This window comes from Lysobacter sp. CA199 (assembly GCF_052078715.1).
GTDB lineage: Bacteria > Pseudomonadota > Gammaproteobacteria > Xanthomonadales > Xanthomonadaceae > Lysobacter.
Genome location: NZ_JBQJIL010000016.1, coordinates 46,044 through 61,500, shown reverse-complemented (window position 1 = coordinate 61,500; position 15,457 = coordinate 46,044). Strand labels below are relative to the sequence as shown.

16 protein-coding genes are annotated in these 15,457 nt (G+C 65.2%); 3 read left to right on the top strand and 13 right to left on the bottom strand.

Going from position 1 to position 15,457, the window contains the following annotated elements:
* Window positions 1-395: 395 nt before the first annotated feature.
* The 3 genes from ACTOWJ_RS26160 to ACTOWJ_RS26150 all read left to right on the top strand — a co-directional run bounded on the left by ACTOWJ_RS26160 (window position 396) and on the right by ACTOWJ_RS26150 (window position 2,318).
* Window positions 396-548, top strand: a complete 153-nt coding sequence (locus ACTOWJ_RS26160; RefSeq protein WP_441337555.1) for a hypothetical protein — start codon at window positions 396-398, stop codon at window positions 546-548.
* Between the two features lie 83 nt (window positions 549-631).
* Window positions 632-1,102, top strand: coding sequence for a hypothetical protein (locus tag ACTOWJ_RS26155; RefSeq protein WP_441337554.1), 471 nt, complete (start codon window positions 632-634; stop codon window positions 1,100-1,102).
* Between the two features lie 226 nt (window positions 1,103-1,328).
* Window positions 1,329-2,318 carry an LLM class flavin-dependent oxidoreductase gene (locus ACTOWJ_RS26150; RefSeq protein WP_441337553.1) on the top strand — a complete coding sequence of 330 codons (990 nt, stop codon included), beginning with the start codon at window positions 1,329-1,331 and terminating at the stop codon, window positions 2,316-2,318.
* Between the two features lie 174 nt (window positions 2,319-2,492).
* Here ACTOWJ_RS26150 and ACTOWJ_RS26145 read toward each other — a convergent pair whose 3' ends face one another.
* From ACTOWJ_RS26145 to ACTOWJ_RS26085, 13 genes are all read right to left on the bottom strand, one after another.
* Window positions 2,493-3,098, bottom strand: coding sequence for a formyltransferase family protein (locus ACTOWJ_RS26145; RefSeq protein ID WP_441337552.1), 606 nt, complete (start codon window positions 3,096-3,098; stop codon window positions 2,493-2,495).
* A complete protein-coding gene (locus ACTOWJ_RS26140) occupies window positions 3,089-4,237 on the bottom strand; it encodes a hypothetical protein (protein WP_441337551.1) in 1,149 nt (382 codons plus the stop codon). The genes ACTOWJ_RS26145 and ACTOWJ_RS26140 overlap by 10 nt, the downstream gene beginning before the upstream one ends.
* Entirely contained in the window at window positions 4,234-4,413 is a 180-nt protein-coding gene (locus tag ACTOWJ_RS26135; RefSeq protein ID WP_441337550.1) for a hypothetical protein, read from the bottom strand. The genes ACTOWJ_RS26140 and ACTOWJ_RS26135 overlap by 4 nt, the downstream gene beginning before the upstream one ends.
* 165 nt (window positions 4,414-4,578) lie before the next feature.
* The gene (locus tag ACTOWJ_RS26130) at window positions 4,579-5,319 is read right to left on the bottom strand and encodes a Hint domain-containing protein (RefSeq protein ID WP_441337549.1); all 741 of its coding nucleotides are present in this window, start codon (window positions 5,317-5,319) and stop codon (window positions 4,579-4,581) included.
* Window positions 5,320-5,359: 40 nt separating this feature from the next.
* Window positions 5,360-7,834: a phage tail-collar fiber domain-containing protein gene (locus ACTOWJ_RS26125; protein WP_441337548.1), complete on the bottom strand. Its 2,475-nt coding sequence runs from the start codon at window positions 7,832-7,834 to the stop codon at window positions 5,360-5,362.
* Between the two features lie 2 nt (window positions 7,835-7,836).
* Window positions 7,837-8,475 carry a phage tail protein I gene (locus ACTOWJ_RS26120; RefSeq protein WP_441337547.1) on the bottom strand — a complete coding sequence of 213 codons (639 nt, stop codon included), beginning with the start codon at window positions 8,473-8,475 and terminating at the stop codon, window positions 7,837-7,839.
* Entirely contained in the window at window positions 8,468-9,571 is a 1,104-nt protein-coding gene (locus tag ACTOWJ_RS26115; protein WP_441337546.1) for a baseplate assembly protein, read from the bottom strand. Before ACTOWJ_RS26115 ends, ACTOWJ_RS26120 begins: the two co-directional genes overlap by 8 nt.
* Before the next feature lie 2 nt (window positions 9,572-9,573).
* On the bottom strand, window positions 9,574-9,867 hold the full coding sequence (locus tag ACTOWJ_RS26110; protein WP_441337545.1) for a GPW/gp25 family protein: 294 nt from the start codon (window positions 9,865-9,867) through the stop codon (window positions 9,574-9,576).
* Window positions 9,868-9,988: 121 nt separating this feature from the next.
* Window positions 9,989-10,540 (bottom strand): phage baseplate assembly protein V, encoded by a 552-nt coding sequence (locus tag ACTOWJ_RS26105; RefSeq protein ID WP_441337544.1) that lies wholly within the window; start codon window positions 10,538-10,540, stop codon window positions 9,989-9,991.
* Window positions 10,537-11,553: a phage late control D family protein gene (locus ACTOWJ_RS26100; protein WP_441337543.1), complete on the bottom strand. Its 1,017-nt coding sequence runs from the start codon at window positions 11,551-11,553 to the stop codon at window positions 10,537-10,539. Before ACTOWJ_RS26100 ends, ACTOWJ_RS26105 begins: the two co-directional genes overlap by 4 nt.
* Complete coding sequence (locus ACTOWJ_RS26095) at window positions 11,541-11,747, bottom strand: tail protein X (protein WP_441337542.1); 207 nt, start codon at window positions 11,745-11,747, stop codon at window positions 11,541-11,543. Before ACTOWJ_RS26095 ends, ACTOWJ_RS26100 begins: the two co-directional genes overlap by 13 nt.
* On the bottom strand, window positions 11,747-12,655 hold the full coding sequence (locus tag ACTOWJ_RS26090) for a phage tail protein (protein ID WP_441337541.1): 909 nt from the start codon (window positions 12,653-12,655) through the stop codon (window positions 11,747-11,749). The genes ACTOWJ_RS26095 and ACTOWJ_RS26090 overlap by 1 nt, the downstream gene beginning before the upstream one ends.
* A 1-nt stretch (window position 12,656) precedes the next feature.
* On the bottom strand, window positions 12,657-15,449 hold the full coding sequence (locus ACTOWJ_RS26085) for a phage tail tape measure protein (RefSeq protein ID WP_441337540.1): 2,793 nt from the start codon (window positions 15,447-15,449) through the stop codon (window positions 12,657-12,659).
* Window positions 15,450-15,457 lie beyond the last annotated feature (8 nt).

The window sequence follows — 15,457 nt, the reverse complement described above, 5'->3', positions numbered from 1 at the left end:
GCGTTCCGATCCGTGGTGCGGTGGCCAGTGCCGGGCCGAGCGATCCGTTGCTCAGCCGGTCCCCAAGAGTAGCGACGTTCTGACCGCTCAAGCGCGCCTTTTTGCGCGTTCATGTATCGATCGGAACGGTAGACCCAAATGTTAGGAAATTGTTCCTGCCGTTCGTCGGTTTGTCGAGATTTTTTTATTTCGGTTGGCTGGCGGGGGGCGCGCGGGAGCGGCTCGTCGGGGAGAGGATGAAGGGCGTTCGGGCTTCCGGGGCGCTCGCGAGCGTTGTCAGCGAAGCGGCTGACACGCCATGGCGGGAGGCTTGGGGTGTTGGGCTTCGGGGGCTGCGCTCGCGTACGTAGCTTCGGTTGATCTAAGCTCGGGACCGTTTTATCGCCGGAGCTGGCATGGACATCGTTGCGCTGATCGCCGTCGTCGCCGGCCTGTACCTGGCCTTCAAGCTGGTCGGGTTCTTGTTGAAGTCGGCGATGTGGCTGGTGGTGATCGGCGGCTTGTACTGGCTGATCGCGCCGCTGGCCGATTGGCCGATGCCCGGATAATCCCGTTCCGAATAAGCCCGCTCACGCCGCGTCGCGGCGGGTTCGCCGGTTCCGACCCTACTCAATCAGGAGCGTGTCGCCTCATGAGCCATTCCGATCGGGCCGTACCCCAGCAGTGGATCGACGACACCCAGGACATCGGCCGACTGGTGCGGGCGATCTACGCCTGCATCTCCGGCCCGGCCGGCGCGCCGCGCGACTGGGCGCGTTTCCGCTATCTGTGCCATCCGCGCAATCTGAGCCTGCGCACCGTAGTCCAGGCCGACGGCTCGACCCGCGCGGCGGTGTTCGACACCGAGCAATACATCGCCGACGTGACGGCGTTCTTCGCCGACAACGACTTCTATGAGGTCGAGACCGACCAGCGGATCGAGCGTTTCGGCCAGATCGCCCATGTCTGGAGCAAATACGACGCGCGGCCGAGCGCCGACTCGCCGGTATTGCTCAAGCGCGGCGCCAACAGCATCCAGCTGTGCCATGAGCATGGGCGCTGGTGGGTGGTGTGCACGATCTGGGATAACGAGCGCGAAGGTTTGAAGTTCGATCTGTTCTGAGCGGTTGACCCGATGCCCCAGTTCCGACTGTAGGAGCGGCGCGAGCCGCGACCGCGACCTCGCGCATACGACGTAAGCCAGATGTCGCGGTCGCGGCTCGCGCCGCTCCTACAGTCGGATTGCCGCCATTCGGGCGACACAGCCGATCCCTCCCGGCCCGAACCGGCAGCTGGAATCGTGCGCGGCGGCCCCCAGATCAAGGGGATCTTCCCCCGAGTCGCCCCGCATGCCGCCGTTCTCCGTCCTGGATCTCGCCCCCGTCACCGAAGGCAGCGACACCCGCCAGGCCTTCGCCAACAGTCTGGATCTGGCGCGCCACGCCGAAGCGCTGGGCTACACCCGCTACTGGCTGGCCGAACACCACAACATGCCCGGTATCGCCAGCGCCGCCACCGCGGTGCTGATCGGCCATATCGCCGGCGGCACCTCGACGATCCGGGTCGGCGCCGGCGGCATCATGTTGCCCAACCACGCGCCGCTGCAGGTGGCCGAGCAGTTCGGCACGCTGGCGTCGTTGTACCCCGACCGCATCGACCTGGGCCTGGGCCGCGCGCCCGGCACCGACCACGCCACCGCGCGCGCCTTGCGCCGCTATTACGACGGCGCCGACAGCTTTCCACAGGACGTGGCCGAGTTGCTGCATTACTTCCAACCGGTGCAGCCGGGCCAGGCGGTGCGCGCGGTGCCTGGCGCGGGACTGGAGGTGCCGGTGTGGCTGCTCGGATCGAGTTTGTTCAGCGCGCGCCTGTCGGCGGCGATGGGCCTGCCGTTCGCGTTCGCCTCGCACTTCGCGCCCGATGCGATGGACGAAGCCCTGAATCTGTACCGACGCGATTTCCAGCCTTCCGCGCGCTTGTCCGCGCCTTACGCGATGTTGGCCTTGAACGTGGTCGTGGCCGACGACAGCGCGCAGGCGCGGCGTTTGTTCACCACCCAGCAACAGGCCTTCGTCAACCTGCGCCGCGGCCGGCCCGGGCTGATTCCGCCGCCGATCGAGGACATCGAGAGCTTCTGGACGCCGTTGGAAAAAGCCGGCGTCGCCCAGGCCCTGGCCTGCGCGGTGGTCGGCGATGCGCAGCAGGTGCGCGAAGGCATCGCGGCCTTTATCGCGCGGCATCGTCCCGATGAGTTGATGATTACCGCGAACATCTACGAACACGCCGCGCGGCTGCGATCGTTCGAATTGGCGGCGGGGGCGTTGAAAAGCCTGGCGTGAGAGCGAGGGTTCTTGGCAAAACAAATCCCCCGGTGCAGACGAAGGCGTCGCCGCGCTGGATCGGCGTCGGCGCCGGCCCCCTTTTCAAAGGGGGCGATGATGCGCGCCGCGAAATTTGACGCCCAAAGACTGGGATAAATTGCCTCGCGGGGCGTTGCACATAGCGTAAAGGAATTACCGTTTTGACGCGGATCGGAGGGCCGGTCGATCGAACGACGGCTCCCACGTCGCGACGGACTCGTCCTGCTGCTCCCGGTGAACAACCCCGGCTCGGAGATCGGTCAGCACCTGCCGGAACAGTCGCAGCCCCATTGGTGCCAGGTCACGGCGCCACAGCGACGCGGCGTCATCGCCGGGGCGGACGAAGCACCAATCCTGTGCTGCGATCGGCCCGCCGTCCGCCCGGTCATCCATCCAGTACACCGTTCCGCCGGTGACCCGCTCCTCCATATGGACCGCCCATCGAACCGCGTCCCGGCCCCGGTGGCGCGGCAGCAGGCTCGGGTGGTAGCCGATCGCGCCCAACCGCGCCCGCGCCCGCGCGCCGCCAGTGACAAAGCAGTGGGCATGGGCCGCCACGATCAAGTCCGTTCCCTCGGGCACCCACGCGGCCGGTAATGTCGGGCCGGGATCGCCACAAGGGATTCCGTTCTCCACGGCGACAACGGCCAGCCGATCGTTCGCCGGCGCTGCAACCTGGGTCACTTCACAGCCTTCGGTCCTCAACAAGGCCAACGTCTCAGCGCCGAGCCATTTCTGCCCCACCAACATCACGCGCATGCAGCGTCCTCCCGGCCCAAATACCGAAAGCCTTGGACGGCGCGGAAGTGCCCGCCGAAGCCGCCGCCTACGGTGACGACACGGCCGCGCTGTTGGCTGAGTGCCATAGACGCCGCGCTCCTACCTTTATGTGCGCCCGCCAGCGTCGCGCTGACCTGCGTCCAGTTCCGATCGCGCCGCAAGGCGTCGCACAGACCCGGGTGGCTGGTGTGGAAAAGCGTCGGCAACGGCAGGCCGAAACGATTCTCGCCTCGGCGCCAGCGTTCGCAGATGGCGTTCAAGAAGCGTAGGCCAACGCCGGCGCCCTGCCATTCGGGCATCACGACCAGGCGGCAGGCCCGTGCCTCAACCAGGCCCGGCCGCGTCGAGAAGGCGACATGCGCCACCGGCAGGCCGCTGATGGTGCCGACATAGCAGCGTGCCGCGATCATCCGGGGCAGCTTCAGATAGTGATGCGGCTCAAAAGCGGGCCAATACTCCCAGCTGGTTTCAGCGATTTCGAGCTCGAACGATGGGCGTCGCCGAAGCCGGCTCCCGGCCGGAGCCCGCTCGAACTGAGCGGTGGCCGTGTCGAAAATCCAATCGGGCTCGATCCAATCCAGGATGTCGCGGTGGCACGACAACAGCACGGCCTGGCCGCGCGTGCGGCGCCAGGCCTTGGCGAAGGCCAGCGCACCGACACAAGCGATCTGGCGGTCCACGACGCTACTGAATTCGTCCACGACGGCGCGCGGTGGCGCTTCGGCGATCAGGCGGGCCAGATCGGCACGGAAACGTTCGCCGTTCGATAGAACGGCGTAGGGACGCAACCACGCCGGCACGCTGCCCAGGCCCACCGATGCCAGCGCGGCCGTGGCGGCGTTGAAGTCTCCAGCCGGGTCGATTGCGTCGATGATCGGTGCGTCGGCTGGCCATTGCGGATGCCAGAAAGCACCCTCACCCCACACGGCGGCGCCCAGGCTGCTCTTGCCGCTACCGGACGGCCCAACGATCACGCCGACCGACCAGGCCGCGTCTTCGATCGGCAGTTCCGCATCCAGCTGGAATGCGGCGGCGTCCTCGCAATTGAACAGCGATTTCACGCGCGCGGCGCGGTAGCTGTCGAAGTCGGCGCAGGAATGACGGATCGCGAGCTTCATACGCACACCACCCGCAGCTTCAAGCCGCGTTGCTTCAGATCGGCGTAGATGCGTTGCTGGTGAGCTTCGTCTTTGCACAAGACGATGACGCCGAACTTGGGGCGGTAGCGAAACCCGTTGACGCCCGGGGTCTTGCGCCGGCGCGGAGCGGCGGCGGTGTTACTGATTTTTTCCATTGCTGCAAGTCTTTTACGAAGGTTGGAATATCGGTAGCCTTCGACCCGCCCGTGCGCACACGGCAGGGGGCCTTGGCCAAGACTCGCAGCTTCAACTGCGGGTTGCGGTGGCGTCGGGGTGCTTCAACACCTCGACGCCGCCCTCTTTACATGCCGCAGCGGCGGCTAGTTTTTCTCCTGCGGGTTGTGGCTCAACAGCGACACGCCGTCGAACGCAACGAAAAAGAAGTTATCGACCTCCTCGACGTCGATGTTTGCGACCTGGAGCGGTTCCTCGACCAGGCGCACCGAATCAATGCGAATTTCCCGGCGGTCATCGGCCAGGAATGCATCGCCGGGCCGTAGGTCGGCCGCAGCGCGCCATCCCCATTCCGCACCGCGCAGCACGAGGAACACGTGCTCATAGGTCGCGCGCAAGGCTTCATTGATGAGGTAATGGCGCGGGTAGCGGCTGTGGAGGGCCATGCGCACGGTCACGGGGATCAACACGCCCTGGCTGGTCTGGCCGCGCGGCAGCCGCCAGTCGCGCCAGTCGGGTTCCGACTCGTCCACCATGCCCGGTACGTACCAGCCGATGACCAAGTCGCCCGGACGAATATCGCCTAACGGCTTGCTGCCCTGATCCCACATCAGCACCGGCGTGTCGATCGGCAAGCAACCGCCACCACCACCGCCACCGGTGCTGACCGAGCCGCGCTTCGCGTAAAGATGCCGCACGTCACTGCCGGCGTGGCTGATTCCGGTGTCGACTTCCAGCGTGGTGCCGCCGGCGGTGCGGGGATAAAACCAATCGGATAGGTTGCGCCCGCCGCCGGTGATCGAAATGTTCGCGGCCGGGGCGGTCGCGCCGCGCGCATGAAACAGGGTTTCCAGATCGACCCAGCCGTAATAGGTGGTGCCGGCCACGACCAAGCCGTTGACGTTGGATTGCAGTCCTGTCGGCATGTCAGCGGCCCGCTTCCAGCGCTTCGATGCGCGCGTGCAACTTCGTGATCGCCGCGTCGAGCTTGTCATCCAGTTCGGTGATCGCGCCGGCCAGGACTGGCTCGCCCTTGCCGTACCGGACGTAGAGCATCCCGTCATCGTCCTCGTGGACGGATTGCGGCCATACCTCGCGCTGCTCCTGGGCGATCCAGCCGAAATCCTCCGACCCGTCCGCGATTAGCTTGTAGCGGCGTGGACGCAGACGGCGCACGGTGGCCAGGCAATCGCGCAAGTCCTCGATGTCGGTCTTGAGCCGTTCGTCCGAAGACGTGCCGCCGATGGTGGGGGCGGTGATCGCGCCCCAGAAGGCGGCGCCGCTGAGGTTGGCCTTGCTGTTGGGATCGAAGTTGCCCGAACTCCAAATCGTGCCCAGGCCGCCGAGTTCGTAACTGTCGCCGTCCCAGAAGATGTAACGGCTGCCGCTGTTGCCAAGGAACACCACGCCGCTTGACGGCGCCTGCGCCCGGTAAACGGTCACGTCGCCCGTGATCTCGCCGCCGCTTCGCTTGAAATAGCGCGCGTCCTGCTCGCTCTCATGGATGCGGCAACGCTCCCAAGCGCCCCAGGCGTTATTCGCTTTCTGCCTGCGCCACATCACGCGAAAATCCCCGGAGAAATCCCAGACCGTCTGAGTGATCCAACCGCTGTTGTGCTGAACAACTTCCCCGAGATACCAGCCGCCACCCGGGGCGTTTGCGGAGCCAACGCCCATCCACCAGCCGTTTTCGACCGCCGTATTCCAGTCCGTGGTGGTCTTGCCGACAGTGCCAAGCCGTCCGCCAATGTCGTTGCCGTCATGGGTGTGGCTTTGATTGGCCTTTGTGTCGAGCGCGCTCTGCAGGCCGCCAATGTCGGGAACGGAGTGGCCGTGTGCGGGCAGATCGCCCGCGCCGAGCGCCTGGTACTCGATCACTCGGCCCCACGCATCAATGCGGCATTTCGCCCACCAACCGGGGGCGGTCGCGTGCAACTGATACAGGTCAAGGTTGTCCGCGTTGGCGACGATCCGGCCGGCCGAGCCGACCGCGTCGATCTGATTGCCGTTCTTGACCAGGCCGGTGCCGGCGATCAGATCACCCGCGCGGCCGAAGAATCCGAAATTCAGCGCGGTCGTGCCCAGCACGATCTCGCCTGCGGTCAACAGGGTCCAACTCGTACCGCCGTTGAGCGTGCCGGATTCGACGGCCGTATACAGGCGCGAGGTGACCTTCTCCGACGCGTCCGCGTCGTTGGATCGCGTCCAAGCGCTAGCGGCGACGATGTACAGGCCGTTCTCGCTCGCTGTGGTTTGATCCTTGGCGAGCACGCGATTCCCTGCGGCCACGGCGACGCCGTCGATCGTCTGCAAGCCGTTCAAGGCCAGGTTTGCCGTCGAGGCGACCCGCACCGATTCCTTCGGGTCCAAGCCCTGAATCTTGCCGTCCACGTAGCTCTTGGTGGCAACGTGGCCGCCTTGAGTCGGCGCGGCGGCCAGGCTGAACTGCCCGGCGGTGACGCCGCCGGCGATCGGAATCGCATCGGTGATGCCAAAGCCGGACAACGTGGTCGGATTGACGCCGGCGGTGACCTGGCCGCGCGCGTTGACCGTGACCTTGGTATAGGCCGCAGGTGACACGCCGGTGCGGCCGGCCGCCATCTCAAACGTCAGCGGCGTCGTGGCGGGCGTAATCGCGCCGTCCGTGACCAACTGCCACAGCGAATCGCCGTTTGCGGTGCCTTCCTCGATCGTGACGAATAGGCCGGGCGTGACCTCGATCGCCGCGTCCGCGTCGGTGGCGCGGGACCAAGCGCCAGCGGCGGCCACATACAGTCCGTTCTGCGTCGCATTGGCCTGGGCGCGCACCAGCACGCGATCGCCGGCGACGACGGCGACGCCGTCGATCGTCTGCAACCCGGTCAGCGCGGTTTGAACCGTGGTGGCCACGCGAGCGGACAGCTTCGCGTCCAGGCGGCCAATTTCGGCCATGACCTTGGTATCGACGTAGGTGCGCGTGGCCAGCACCACGCTCGGGTCGATTTGCAGGGTCACGTTGGCGGCGTTGCCGACCTCACAGACCGCGCGCACATAAAGCTGTTTGTTGGAACCGCTGGAGAGCGTCGGCTTGAAGCTCTCCGGATACTTGCCGACGAACAGCAGATCACCGCTGGCGTCGTAGATGCCCACCTCGCGCACGTAGAAGCCGCCGACGTCGTCGGGGATTACCAATTCGGCCACGATCCAGGCGGTGTTGTTGGGGTCGCGGTTCAGCGCGTTTAGCGGCGCCCGATAGGTTTCGTTCTTGAGCGCCGTCTGCGCTTCGGACGGGTTGTAGTACCCGCCGTTTTGACCATCACCAACCGCCATATGGGTCAGTTGCAGCGGGGCCTGGTTGGCGATCGCAGCGGCGATCTTGGCGCGGCCGGTGGCGGTCGCCAGGGTGTAGAACTCGCTGGGCATGATTACTCCTGATACGGAAAGACGATTGCCGTTTCCACGCCCCATAGCGCAGCCCCCAGCCACAAGGGGCTGTGCTGTTCGAGATGGGTGAGTTCATACGGCAGAACGGTGGTGATTTCGCCGGCCAGCACGACGCTGGCCAGCGTTGGAATCGGGGATCGATTGGTGAGATAGAGCCGCAGCGCATCCAAGTGCGAGCGAACGTTCTTGTATTCGTCGATCAACGCCAGCAAGGCGTTGTAGGCGTCTTCGTCGATGCCACGGCTGACCAGGTCGATCTCGACCTGGAAGCGGAACGGATCGCCGCCGTACTCGAACCATTCGCGGATGCGCCCGTCCAGGCCGAGCGTCACAAGCACCTGGTTTAACGCCCAGCGCGTGCCTTTGTAGCGGTGCAGTTCGATCGCGCGCTTGAGCAGCCGCCGGCGGGCGAGATCGGTGTCGGCGAACAGCCAGCCCTCGAATCCCATCACGTGGAACTGCTCGCCCAGCACGGGCAATGCGGACGCATTGACGGTATCGATCAGATAGACCAGCACCGGCGTCAGATCGATGCCCTGCAGGCGCGAAGCCAGCAGCGCGATCGCTTGTGAGCGCTCGTCTTGCGCCAGCGGTGGCGGCAGTAAAGCGGCGTCAGCCATTGACCGAACCTGCCAAGGTCAGCGTGATACCGCTGCAACGCGCCCATTCGTTCTCGGCCAGGACGCGCGAAGCCGCCGGCATCGTCAACCTGACCTCGTAGACACCGGGAACAGACAGTGCGGCGATGATCTGGGTCGGCACGATGTCCCGGCCGAGCCCGGCCGCGCGGTCGGCGGCGTAGCGATCGGCTGCCTCGCGTGCCTGAACCAGCACGGTGGCCGCATCGACGTTCGCGTACAGCACCAGGCCGGCGGCCAGGGCGTAATTCACCGGCACCGGCGATCGCGCCAAGACCTGATCGGTCAAGGGCCGCACCTTGTCCGCCGAACAAATAGCCTCCACCAGGCTGAGCAGCGTTGCGTCCGGGAGCCCGTCCGCCGACAGCGGATACAGCATCACCGCGCCAGGCGTCGGCGACAACACTGCTACGTCCACAATGCGCTGGCTGGCCTTGAGCGCGTGGAAGCGATACGCCAGACGGCTACCCGCGTTGCTGAAGGATTCCGGGCCGAGCTTGATGCGCTCACGCAGGCGCTCGTCGGATTCTTCATCCACGCCACCGAGCGTGGTGGCCAGGTTCGCCACACTGCCCACGCCGGCAATCGGCGCGTCCAGCCATTCGTTGAGCTTGCCCGCGCCCCAGCCATTTCCGACCGCCCCCGACTGGATGCAGGCGGCGCCGACGTCGATCGTTACCGCGCCGATCGGTGCGGTGATATCCGCGTCTGTCGCGAAGGTCACCTCACCGCCGCCGGTCTCGACATGAATGCCCGCCGGAATCAGGCGCGACGACACCAACGGTGCAGCGAACGTGAATCGCAGGACGGTCCGCGCTGGCTGTGCCGGCAGGCGCGACACGCCAACGATTTCGCCAAGGTAGTCGAGGATGGGCGCGCGGGCGAATGCGACCAGATTCTGTTTCGCCGCTTCCTGTATCCCGATGCGTACCAGCGTTTCGCGATAGGCGATCAGATCGACCCAGATGCGTTCGACCTGCGCCGGGTACAGGGTTTTCCCAGTGGCGCGTTCGTAATCCGCAATCAGTTCGGCGGTGACGATCGCCGGGTCGCGTTGGATGAAGTTCGGCTCGGCCAAGCTCACGGGCGGAACTCCGTGCGTCGTTCCAGGCCGTCTACCGCTTTCCAAACCAGGGTAAGCACAACGGCTGCGCCATCGACCCCGTGCGCCACGCGAACCAATTGGCAACGCGGCTCCCAGCGCTCAATCGCGGTCACCGTCTCGCGGATCAGGTGCGGCAGTGCCCGCGCGGCGGGCCAATCCAGGTATCGCTGAAGATTGGAACCGAATTCCGGCCGATGCGGATCGCTGCCCTTGGGCGTGCCGAGGATGATGCGGATCGCCTGATCGACGTCATCCACGCCTTCGGCCAAGCCGTCGCGGTGCAGCGCGGGCTGCCAATGAACAGAAGTGGATGGGGCAAGCGGCATGGGGTTAGCGTGACGAGATACGCCCGCCGGCCCCACGAAAGCGGTTTAGAGAATCGCCGCGCGGCTAGTGCTTGTGGTGGTTCGAGTTTCCACCGACGTCGATGATCTTGCCGTCGCTACTGATGTCGCCCGCGCAATGCAATTTGCCAGCCACGGACAGGTCACCGGTAAGTTGCGCGTCGGGGCTGTCGATCACCACACGCGGGGCTTTCAGCGTTATCTGCGTCGCCGATTCGACCAAGACATCACCGACGGCCTGAACCGTCAGCCGATGCGCCGCGCGATCGTATTCGACCGTGCTGCCATCGGCGAAGCGCACATGGTGCTTGTCCGCGCTCTGAACCGGTGGACGATCGGCCTCAGAGTAGATCGCCCCCAGCACCAAGCCGTCCTCGCCACGCGCATCGAGCAGGACCGCGACGTGTTCGTCCAGATCGAACAGCGCGAAGTGCTTATCGTTCTGCGATTTTGGAACCAACACTGGCAACCAGGCCGAACGAAAATCGTCGTAGTCGGGAAACCGAACCCGCACGCAGACGGCCGCCGCGTCGATGTCGGTGACGAAGCCGAAACGCAGCGTGGCCAAACCTTCCCGGAGGGTTTCGTCAAAAGTCATACCGATTCCTTCACCCGTCGCAAGTCCAGCGCGGTGACATAGCCGGCATTGCGCTCGATCGAATGGCGGGCCGTCGTAATCAGGTAAATCCCCGACAGCTTTCCCATACCGGTCAATTCGACGCCGTTGCCGGCGACTAAAACTGGGTCGCCGGGTAAGGTCAGAGTGGCGGTCGTGCGATCGGCATTGCTGTCTAGAATCGCCGCCTCGGTTCGGGCTTTGGCCGTGTCGCGGTTGGTCGATCGACGCGACAGTTCCAACGTATCGGCGCTGGTCGATCCGCGATTCTCGCTGGTGTCGGTGACCAGGCGCCGGCGCTTCGGGTCGTGGTAACGGTTGCGTGCGGCGACGTAGACGCCCCGAATCTTGTCTTTGATCGAGATCCCGCTTAGGTCGCCCGGTGCCAGCGTTCGCACGACCGATGGCCCCTGCAACGCGGCCAGCGCCGTGAACACCAGACGATCGCCTTTGACCTTGAACGCATAGCCGTACTCGCGCGCAAGCCGGTCCAGGAATTGCAGATCACGTTCGTGGTACTGCGTTACCCGATCGATGCGAACCGAACGGATGTCGCCAACGACGGTCAATCCGTTTTTACGGGCGATCCGCTCGGCAATCTGTGCAAGCGTCATATCCTCGAACGCGCGACTGGCGCGCGTGCGGATCGGCTTGGAGACGCCCGCACCCAAGGCCCGAATCGATAGCGTCGTCGGCGGCCGGCGGAAATCGATCTCGTCAATCTCGAACACGCCGCACGGCAGCAGCGGCGCACCGGCGTAACCCATTTCCAGGGTCAGGCGGTCGCCCTTTCCCGGGTACCAAGGACCGATCCAGCGCTCGGCGGTGTCGTCCAGTTCGACCTCAAGCTCGTCTGATTCGCCGCTGAGCTGGTCGATGAAGGTCACCCGCTCGCAATACGGCGAAACGTCCGACGTGATGTCTTTCTGTCCGTAGATCAGCCGGAATGCCGGTGCAGGAACAGCGGCCGTCGTTCGATCGATCAGCGCATCCACGGCGGCAACTCCGTTTGCAGTGGCTGCTGTTCGATCACCGGTATGGACAGCGCCAGACCGGCGGGCAAGGTGGCGGTAATTGCGACGTCCGGATTCGCGGCGATGATGCGCTCGTACTGCAACGCATTGCCGTAATAGCGGTACGCCAGCTGGTCCCAGCGCTCGCCCTCAGTGGTGATATGGGTCAGAAACATCAGGGGCCTCGAACGATCAGGCGGGACGTAATGGCGTTCAAGTTCGGCGAGGCCGTCTCGATAGCCGTCGAAGCGGTGCCCAATGTGCCGGCGACGACGTCGAGTACGCCGGCGACGTTGCCGGCGTTGACGCCGCCGTCCAGCGCCGCCCGCGCGTTCTGGACCGCCGCCTGGGCGGCCTGCATCGCGGCCAGCACCGGCCCGGCATCCGACGTCACGCCGAGCAACCGGCCAAAAGCCTCGGCGCCGCCGGTCAGCGGCGTAACGGCCTGGCGCAGCGATCGGGACAAGTCGGGCAATTGGCCCAACGCGGCCAAGGGATTCGCGCGCAACGAGCCGGCGAACCGGGCCGCGTCACCGGCAACGCGCAGCGCAGAACGCGCCTGCGTGGCCAGCGTAACCGCCGCGCCCAGCGCCTGGCGCGTCGCGGCGGCGCCGGTGACATCGCGCACGGACGGCGCGACGGCGGCCTGTAGGGCGGTAGTCGGCGGGAGCTTGGGCCGCACGGCCGGGGGTTGCAGTGGCCGGGCCGGGTCTCCGGTGAACTCACGCAACGTCGCCTCAGCTTCGGCCGCAATGACGGTGCCGTCGCCTTGCGTGTGCTGGCGAGTCACTCTCAGTTCGGTCAGCACGTACCAGCCCAAATAATCGCCGTTGCCCATTACCAGGGCCATTGCCTCATGCGCGCTCAACGCGGCGCGGAGCTTGGCCAGTTCGGCGCCCGGATCGCAGAAATGGGTGTGGAACGCCATCCGCAATTGCTGCTCCTCCAAACGCGTGCCGGTGTGCTGCAGGCTCGGCTTGGCGCCGATCAGCGCGTGTTCGGCGAAATCCGCGCCGGCCTGGGTGTCGAACCCTTGCAGCGTTGCGCGTTCCTCGAACTGGATATCGCCCAGCAGCGCGTACACGTTAGAAGCTCCGTCGTTTGCGGTCGTGTTCGACGCGCTCGAACCAGCGTTTGAACTGCTCAAACGACAGTTGCAGTGCGCCATCCAAATCGCCGCGCATCTGCGCCGGTGTGCCTGGCGGTAGATGGATTTGTGGGCTGAAGGTCAGTTGCATTCCACCTGGCACGGACGCGCCTGCCATCGTGCGGGCGGTAGCGGCGGCTGTGGCCACCCGCCTGGCCAAGCTATCGGCTGCGCCGGCGGCCTGCGGGCTGCGGTTGCGAATGCCGAGCGCTGCACCTTCGGCGATGTTCGCGCCGAATCCCATGAACACACGGGACGGCGAACGGATACCCAACCGCTGGGCGAACCAGCCCGACACGCTACTGCCCAGGCGCGTCACGCTGTCCTTCAAGGCGCCTGTTTTCTGCGTGATACCACCGATCAGGCCGTCGATGATCCGCCGGCCGAAGCCGGTGAACTTCTGCCATAGCATGCCGAACCACGACAGCACCGGTTGCAAGGCGCGCACGAACAGGCCCAGCGGCGACCACCGCAGTAGCAATCGGCCGATGCCACCGATACCGCCGGCAAAGGCTTGCTGAACCTCACCGACGAAGGCGACAGCTCCCGCGCGAAGTCCGGCGGTCGCTTCCACCGCCCAACCGATACCGCGCACTAACGTGCGGATTGGCAACAGCATCACGCCGATCGCAGCGCCCAGCACCTGGCCGAAGCGCTGACCGGCCTGAGTAGCGCCCTTGAGTTCCTGCGCGGTGGATTGCACTGGCGTGAACAGTTCCGAGACCCATCGCCACACCTTACCGAGGACGTTGCCGATCGCCTCCCAAACGGGTTTCAGCGGCGCAACGGCTTGCCATAGCGTTTTGCCCACGGCGGCGAATTCGGTGAACACCGGCCGCAGCGCGGCGCCTGCGCCTTGCCACACGCCGATCACGAAGGCTTTGATCGGCTGCCAGTACTTGTAGACCACCGCCGCCACCGCGATCACGGCGGTGATGATCCAGCCGACCGGGTTACTGCCGAGGAACAGACGGCCGATCCACGGAACGGCCTGCCGTAGCCCGGCCAGCAACGGGCCGCGCAGAAAAGCGCCAACGCGACCGATGCCGGCGGCCAGGCGCGCGGCGCCGCCTTCGCCGAATCCCAGCACGCGGAAGAACGCATTCGCACCGCTGCCACTGCTGGCCATCGCCAAGCGGAACAAGGTGACCTTGCCGCTGATCGTCGTGAACACGGTGTTTGCCGCATTGAGCGGTGACAGCACGCCGAAGACCCATACCGAACGCAGGCCCAGCACAACGCCCTTCGCGGCCAGCAGTCCGCCAACGAGCGTCACCACGCCCCGGATCACGCCGGGGTTCTTCTCTGCCCATTGGCCGAACTTCGCAATCAACGGCGTAACGACATTGCTCAACTGGACAAGGACCGGCTGCAGTGCGTCACCGACGGTGATCGCAAGTTCGGTCATGCCGATGCGGAACTTGCGCGCGTTTGCTTCTGGGGTTTCAGTTCGCAGCTTCCAGTCCTGCCCCAACATGTCCGAGTTTGCTGCGCCCAGCGCGCCGGTCTTGATCTCGGTCATCTTGTCGCGATTCGCTAACGCTGGGCGAAGGAAGCTCAGCACCTGCTGGTCCTGGAACAGCGTGCCGAGTTTGTACGACTGCCCAATCTGCCTAAGTGCCGTCCCGCGCTGATCTTCGTCAGCGATAGACATCGCGCGGTCCAGTGCGGCGGAAGCCCCCGGGCCTTTCGCCTTTACGAACTTATCCACGATCTCCAGCATCGCCTGGATGGGGGACATGCCGGTCGCGACCAGACGATTCACTTCACCCTTCAGGTTTATGCCGGCTTTGTCGAAGTCCTTCAGCGTGTCCGGGGCGAAAATCTTGTTCAGAAAGTTGCGAAAGTTGTTCGCGGCCTCATCGCTGCTGCCGGCACCAACGCGGGCAATTTGCAACGCGGCACCGAGTTCGGCGACCGCGCTCTTACCGGTCATTCCCATACTGGCAAGAGCGGGAGATAGCATCGGCAGCCAACGCGCCATATCGCGAATCTCGAACGACCCCTTCTTTCCCGCATAGGCGAGGATGTTTAGGGTCCGCTCGGTATCCTCGGCCGCAATGGCGAGGTTGTTCTTTGCCGCGACGATAACCGCGCCCAGGTCATCCATGCCCGCGCCCGTTGCGGTCGCCGCTTTACCGAGCAACGGGATATAGAACTCAAGGTCTTTAACCTCCTGAACGTTGTTTGCCACCAGCACCGACGTACCGCGCGCAACTTCCTCTTGCAGTTGCAACCAGCGGCTGGATGACTTCCGAATAAGTTGCGCGACTCGGCGTTCTTCCGCCGCCGTCATCTGCCCGGTGATGCGAATGTCCCGTAGCTGCTCTTGAAACGCACCCGAGAGGTTCAGAGATTTGAACAGTGGGGCGCCGAACGCGACCGAGCTTGCACCAAGGCCGATCCATTGCCCGCCTATTTGCTGGCGCTGCTGGCCCAGTTGCTGGCCCCGCGCGATCGATGCGGCCAAGCGCTCTTGTTTCGCCCGTACCTGATCGATCACCTGGCCGATTCGCACGTAGTCGCGATTCAGGGCCGCCAACGAACCATCGGATAGCGACCGCATTCCGCGTTTCATGGACGCGCCGAAGGCGTCCTGTTTCCGCGTCAGGGCTTCGACCTCACGCCCGAGGCCTCCGACCACCGTCTTGGCGCCGGCAAACGCTGATCGGAAGGCACCGTTGACGGTCGCCCCGATCACCACACCAACTGCTAGTTCACGCGATGCCATTTAATCCC

Excerpts from the sequence above, each read along its gene's own strand:
- ACTOWJ_RS26160 (WP_441337555.1), top strand. The coding sequence starts at position 396 with ATGGACATCGTTGCGCTGATCGCCGTCGTCGCCGGCCTGTACCTGGCC.
- ACTOWJ_RS26155 (WP_441337554.1), top strand. The coding sequence starts at position 632 with ATGAGCCATTCCGATCGGGCCGTACCCCAGCAGTGGATCGACGACACC.
- ACTOWJ_RS26150 (WP_441337553.1), top strand. The coding sequence starts at position 1,329 with ATGCCGCCGTTCTCCGTCCTGGATCTCGCCCCCGTCACCGAAGGCAGC.
- ACTOWJ_RS26145 (WP_441337552.1), bottom strand. The coding sequence starts at position 3,098 with ATGCGCGTGATGTTGGTGGGGCAGAAATGGCTCGGCGCTGAGACGTTG.
- ACTOWJ_RS26140 (WP_441337551.1), bottom strand. The coding sequence starts at position 4,237 with ATGAAGCTCGCGATCCGTCATTCCTGCGCCGACTTCGACAGCTACCGC.
- ACTOWJ_RS26135 (WP_441337550.1), bottom strand. The coding sequence starts at position 4,413 with ATGGAAAAAATCAGTAACACCGCCGCCGCTCCGCGCCGGCGCAAGACC.
- ACTOWJ_RS26125 (WP_441337548.1), bottom strand. The coding sequence starts at position 7,834 with ATGCCCAGCGAGTTCTACACCCTGGCGACCGCCACCGGCCGCGCCAAG.
- ACTOWJ_RS26120 (WP_441337547.1), bottom strand. The coding sequence starts at position 8,475 with ATGGCTGACGCCGCTTTACTGCCGCCACCGCTGGCGCAAGACGAGCGC.
- ACTOWJ_RS26105 (WP_441337544.1), bottom strand. The coding sequence starts at position 10,540 with ATGACTTTTGACGAAACCCTCCGGGAAGGTTTGGCCACGCTGCGTTTC.
- ACTOWJ_RS26095 (WP_441337542.1), bottom strand. The coding sequence starts at position 11,747 with ATGTTTCTGACCCATATCACCACTGAGGGCGAGCGCTGGGACCAGCTG.
- ACTOWJ_RS26085 (WP_441337540.1), bottom strand. The coding sequence starts at position 15,449 with ATGGCATCGCGTGAACTAGCAGTTGGTGTGGTGATCGGGGCGACCGTC.